Genomic DNA, 3,942 nt, shown 5'->3' on the forward strand with positions numbered 1-3,942 from the left:
GCTGGTCTACGCCTTCGTGTCCCTCGACTCGGTCCCGCTCGAGCCCAACTTCCAGCGTGCCCGCCAGGACGGCGGGATCGCCGAGGTCGTGGAGCTGGACGAGGGGATGTTCCAGACCGGGCTCCGCGCCGCCGCCCAGCGACTCCCCTTCCTCCCGATGCGCGCCGGTCTCGGGTCCGACGTGATGGTCAACAACCCGTGGCTGCGCACGGTGACCAGCCCCTATCGGGACGAGGAGGAGCTCGTCGCCGTACCTGCGCTCGGGCTCGACGTCGCGCTGGTCCATCTCAACCGCGCCGATGCCCACGGGAACGCGACCTACCTCGGTCCGGACCCCTACTTCGACGACCTGTTCTGCATGGCCGCCGACCGGGCCTACCTGTCCTGCGAGCAGATCGTCGACACCGCCGGGCTGACGGTCGACGCGCCCGTCCAGCGGTTGCTGATCAGCCGGATGATGGTCGACGGCGTGGTCGAGACGCCCAACGGCGCGCACTTCACCACCTGCACGCCCGACTACGAGCGGGACGAGAAGTTCCAGCAGGCGTACGCCGCCGCGGCCCGCGGCACCGACCAGGAGTGGGCATCCTTCGAGGACCGGTTCCTGGCCGGGGACGAGGCCGCCTACCAGGCGGCGGTCCGGGCCTTCCGCGAGGAGGCGAGCGCGTGATGGAGGCGACGAGGGCCGAGGTCTGCGCGGGCGCCATCGCGGACGCGTTCGCCGAGGACGGCGAGATCTTCGCGAGCCCGATGGGCCTGCTGCCCACGCTCGGCGTACGGCTCGCCAAGCTGACCAGCAACCCCGACCTGCTCATCTCCGACGGGGAGTCGCTGTTGCTCGGCGGGGTGCCACCGCTGGGCGAGGGCGCGGACGTCGTGGAGGGCTGGATCCCCTTCCGTCGGGTCTTCGACGTGGTCGCCTGGGGGAAGCGGCACGTGATGATGGGCGCCACCCAGGTCGACCGGCACGGCAACCAGAACATCTCGGCGATCGGCGACTTCGAGCGGCCGAAGCGCCAGCTGCTCGGCTCCCGTGGAGCGCCGGGCAACACGGTCAACAACCGGACGTCGTACTGGATCCCGAAGCACTCCCCCCGCACGCTGGTCGACCAGGTCGACGTGGTCTCCGGCGTCGGGCCCCGGCGGGCCAAGGCGGCCGGTGCCGCGGCCGCACGCTTCAACGACATCCACCGGATCGTGACCAACCTCGGCGTCCTCGACCTCGGTGGACCCGACGACACGCTCCGCCTGCTCTCGGTGCATCCGGGTGTCACCGTCGACGAGGTCCGCGAGCAGTCCGGCTGCGACCTGTACGCCGAAGGGGACGTCCCCGAGACCCGCTCCCCCGGCCTCGACGAGCTGGTGATCATCCGCGAGGTGCTGGACCCGAAGGAGCTCCGGCACCGCGAGGTCCCCGCAGAGACCACCCGATGATCGACCAGCTGCTGCGCACCCCGCTCACCGAGCTGGTCGGCGTCCGGCACCCCGTCGTCCAGACCGGGATGGGCTGGGTCTCCGGGCCCCGGCTGGTGACCGGCACGGCCAACGCGGGCGGGCTCGGCATCCTGGCCAGCGCCACCATGAGCCATGCCGAGCTGGAGCGCGCGATCCTCGAGGTGAAGGACCGCACCGACCAGCCGTTCGGGGTGAACCTGCGCGCCGACGCCGGTGACGCTCCCGAGCGCTGCGAGCTCCTCATCCGGCACGGGGTGAGGGTGGCGTCCTTCGCCCTCGCGCCCAGACCGGAGCTGATCGCACGTCTCAAGGACGCAGGGATCGTGGTGATCCCGTCGGTCGGGGCCGCCCGGCACGCGGAGAAGGTGGCGGCCTGGGGCGCCGACGCCGTGATGATCCAGGGCGGCGAGGGAGGTGGCCACACCGGCAGCGTGCCGACCACGCTGCTGCTGCCCACCGTCCTGGACGCCCTGCGCAGGTCCGGGAGGGAGATCCCGGTCATCGCCGCCGGCGGGTTCTTCGACGGTCGCGGACTCGCGGCGGCACTGTCCTACGGCGCCGCGGGGGCCGGCATGGGCACCCGGTTCCTGCTCACCCGCGACTCAGCGGTCCCCGACGCGGTCAAGCAGCTGTACCTCTCCCACGGGCTCGACGGCACCGTGGTCACGGACAAGGTCGACGGGATGCCGCACCGGATGCTGCGCACCGACCTGGTCCAGGAGCTGCAGGAGTCCTCCGCCCTGAGGCGGATGGGCCCCACCGTGCGCCGCACCCTGGAGTTCAAGCGGGACAGCGGCATGTCGTGGCGTCGCCTGCTCCGCGACGGTCGCGAGATGCGGCGCGCGCAGGGACGGTCCCTGGCGCAGACCGCGCTGGCGGCCAACACCCCGACGATGCTGAGGGCCGGACTCGTCGAGGGCGACACCTCGGCCGGCGTGCTCGCGTCCGGCCAGGTGGTCGGCGTGATCGACGACCTGCCGAGCTGCGAGGAGCTGATCGACCGGATCGTCACGAGTGCGGCCGACGAGCTGCGCCGCGCGGCGTCGTACGTCGGAGGCTAGATCCGCCGCTGGAACTCCAGGGCCCGCCCCATGATCCGGTAGCCGAGCAGCTCGTTGACGCCGATCATGTGGTCGTTCGACTCGGCGTTCCAGGTGTCGATCGTCGCCAGCTGCGGCTCGTCCTCGGCGAGCCAGCGCACCATGTCGGCCTTGAGGAGCACCCCCAGCCGGTGACCGCGGTGCTCCCGGGCCACCGCGGTGTCGTGCTGGTCACCGATCGCCGGAAGCTCGGTGTCCACGGTGACGACCGTGTGACCCGCCAGCTCGCCGGTGCCACGGTGCCGTGCCACCACCCGGCGGAACCTGAAGCCGGACTCGATCTGCGCCGTCTCGTAGGCGCGGATGCGGTCGGGCGGGTAGACCTCGTCCTCGATCTCGAGGTCGTCGAGCGGGGCGTCGTTGATGGCATCGGTGATCCGGGCCAGTTCGTCCATCAGCTCGTCGGGCGTGCGGCCGGCGAACCGCAGCAGCTCGTAGTCGCCCGCCCTCTCCTCGGCCGCCGCCATCAGCCGCGCGACGCCCTCGGCCGGCACCTCGGCGAGGTGCTGGCGGCGGTTGATGCTCTGGCTCTTCTGCTCGAATCCGGTCGCCTTGGCGAAGCCACGCGTCTGGTCGCTCTCCCATCCGTCGATGCCGAGCAGGCTGCGGTCCATCGAACGGCACACCTCGTAGGCCGCCTCCAGCGCGGCCGTGCCGAGGCCACGGCGCCGGTGCCGGGGATCGACCCGCACCTCCAGCCAGACGAGGTCGAGGTTGTCGTAGTCGCTGTAGTTGACGACGACGCTCCCCACCGGCGCGCCGGCGTCGCAGGCGAGGAAGTGTCGACCGGGCTCGCCGTCCCATCCGTGGATCATCTCCATCCGCCGGCGGTACGGCGTGTCCGGATGGAGCCACGGCGCGTCGACGGCCCGGCACGCGTTGCCGATCTCGACGAACGCCTCGACGGACGACGAGTCGTCCGGCCCGAACTCCCTCAGCTCCATGTTCTGAGGATGATCCCTGGCCCCCCTCCCCGCCACCGCTTTTCCCGCCGAGTCGGCGCAACTGCAACGGCTGACGGGCGCGAGTCGGCGCAACTGCAACGGCCGAGTGGCGCGAGTCGGCGCAATTGCAACGGCTGACGGTCGCGAGTCGGCGCAATTGCCAGCCTGGCAGCGGCATTAGCGCCGAGTCGGCGTCCCAGAGCGCAGCATTAGCGCCGACTCGGCCTCAGGTCAGTCGCTCGATGACGGTCACGTTGGCCTGGCCGCCGCCCTCGCACATGGTCTGCAGGCCGAACCGGCCGCCGGTGCGCTCGAGCTCGTTGAGCAGGGTCGCCATGATCCGCGTGCCGGTGGCACCGATGGGGTGCCCGAGCGAGATCCCGCCGCCGTTGACGTTGACCCGCTCGTGCGGCGCCCCGGTCTCCTTCATCCACGCCAGGACC

At 71.6% G+C, this 3,942-nt stretch carries 4 protein-coding genes and 1 pseudogene; 3 read left to right on the forward strand and 2 right to left on the reverse strand.

The window, feature by feature from the left end; genetic code table 11:
- The 3 genes from VFN12_RS06350 to VFN12_RS06360 all read left to right on the forward strand — a co-directional run.
- Nucleotides 1-670: CoA transferase subunit A (locus tag VFN12_RS06350; RefSeq protein WP_325117773.1), on the forward strand; the 670-nt coding region annotated here is incomplete at its 5' end.
- Entirely contained in the window at nucleotides 670-1,434 is a 765-nt protein-coding gene (locus VFN12_RS06355) for a CoA-transferase subunit beta (RefSeq protein WP_325117776.1), read from the forward strand. The genes VFN12_RS06350 and VFN12_RS06355, both read left to right, overlap by 1 nt.
- Complete coding sequence (locus tag VFN12_RS06360; RefSeq protein WP_325117774.1) at nucleotides 1,431-2,516, forward strand: NAD(P)H-dependent flavin oxidoreductase; 1,086 nt, start codon at nucleotides 1,431-1,433, stop codon at nucleotides 2,514-2,516. Before VFN12_RS06355 ends, VFN12_RS06360 begins: the two co-directional genes overlap by 4 nt.
- Here VFN12_RS06360 and VFN12_RS06365 read toward each other — a convergent pair.
- Nucleotides 2,513-3,499, reverse strand: a complete 987-nt coding sequence (locus VFN12_RS06365; protein ID WP_325117775.1) for a GNAT family N-acetyltransferase — start codon at nucleotides 3,497-3,499, stop codon at nucleotides 2,513-2,515. The two genes, VFN12_RS06360 and VFN12_RS06365, sit on opposite strands and share 4 nt — an antisense overlap.
- 226 nt (nucleotides 3,500-3,725) lie before the next feature.
- A pseudogene (locus VFN12_RS06370) lies at nucleotides 3,726-3,942 on the reverse strand (acetyl-CoA C-acetyltransferase); the annotation flags it as partial.

It is taken from the genome of Nocardioides sp. (assembly GCF_035703625.1).
Lineage (GTDB): Bacteria > Actinomycetota > Actinomycetes > Propionibacteriales > Nocardioidaceae > Nocardioides.

Excerpts from the sequence above, each read along its gene's own strand:
- VFN12_RS06355 (WP_325117776.1), top strand. The coding sequence starts at position 670 with ATGGAGGCGACGAGGGCCGAGGTCTGCGCGGGCGCCATCGCGGACGCG.
- VFN12_RS06360 (WP_325117774.1), top strand. The coding sequence starts at position 1,431 with ATGATCGACCAGCTGCTGCGCACCCCGCTCACCGAGCTGGTCGGCGTC.
- VFN12_RS06365 (WP_325117775.1), bottom strand. The coding sequence starts at position 3,499 with ATGGAGCTGAGGGAGTTCGGGCCGGACGACTCGTCGTCCGTCGAGGCG.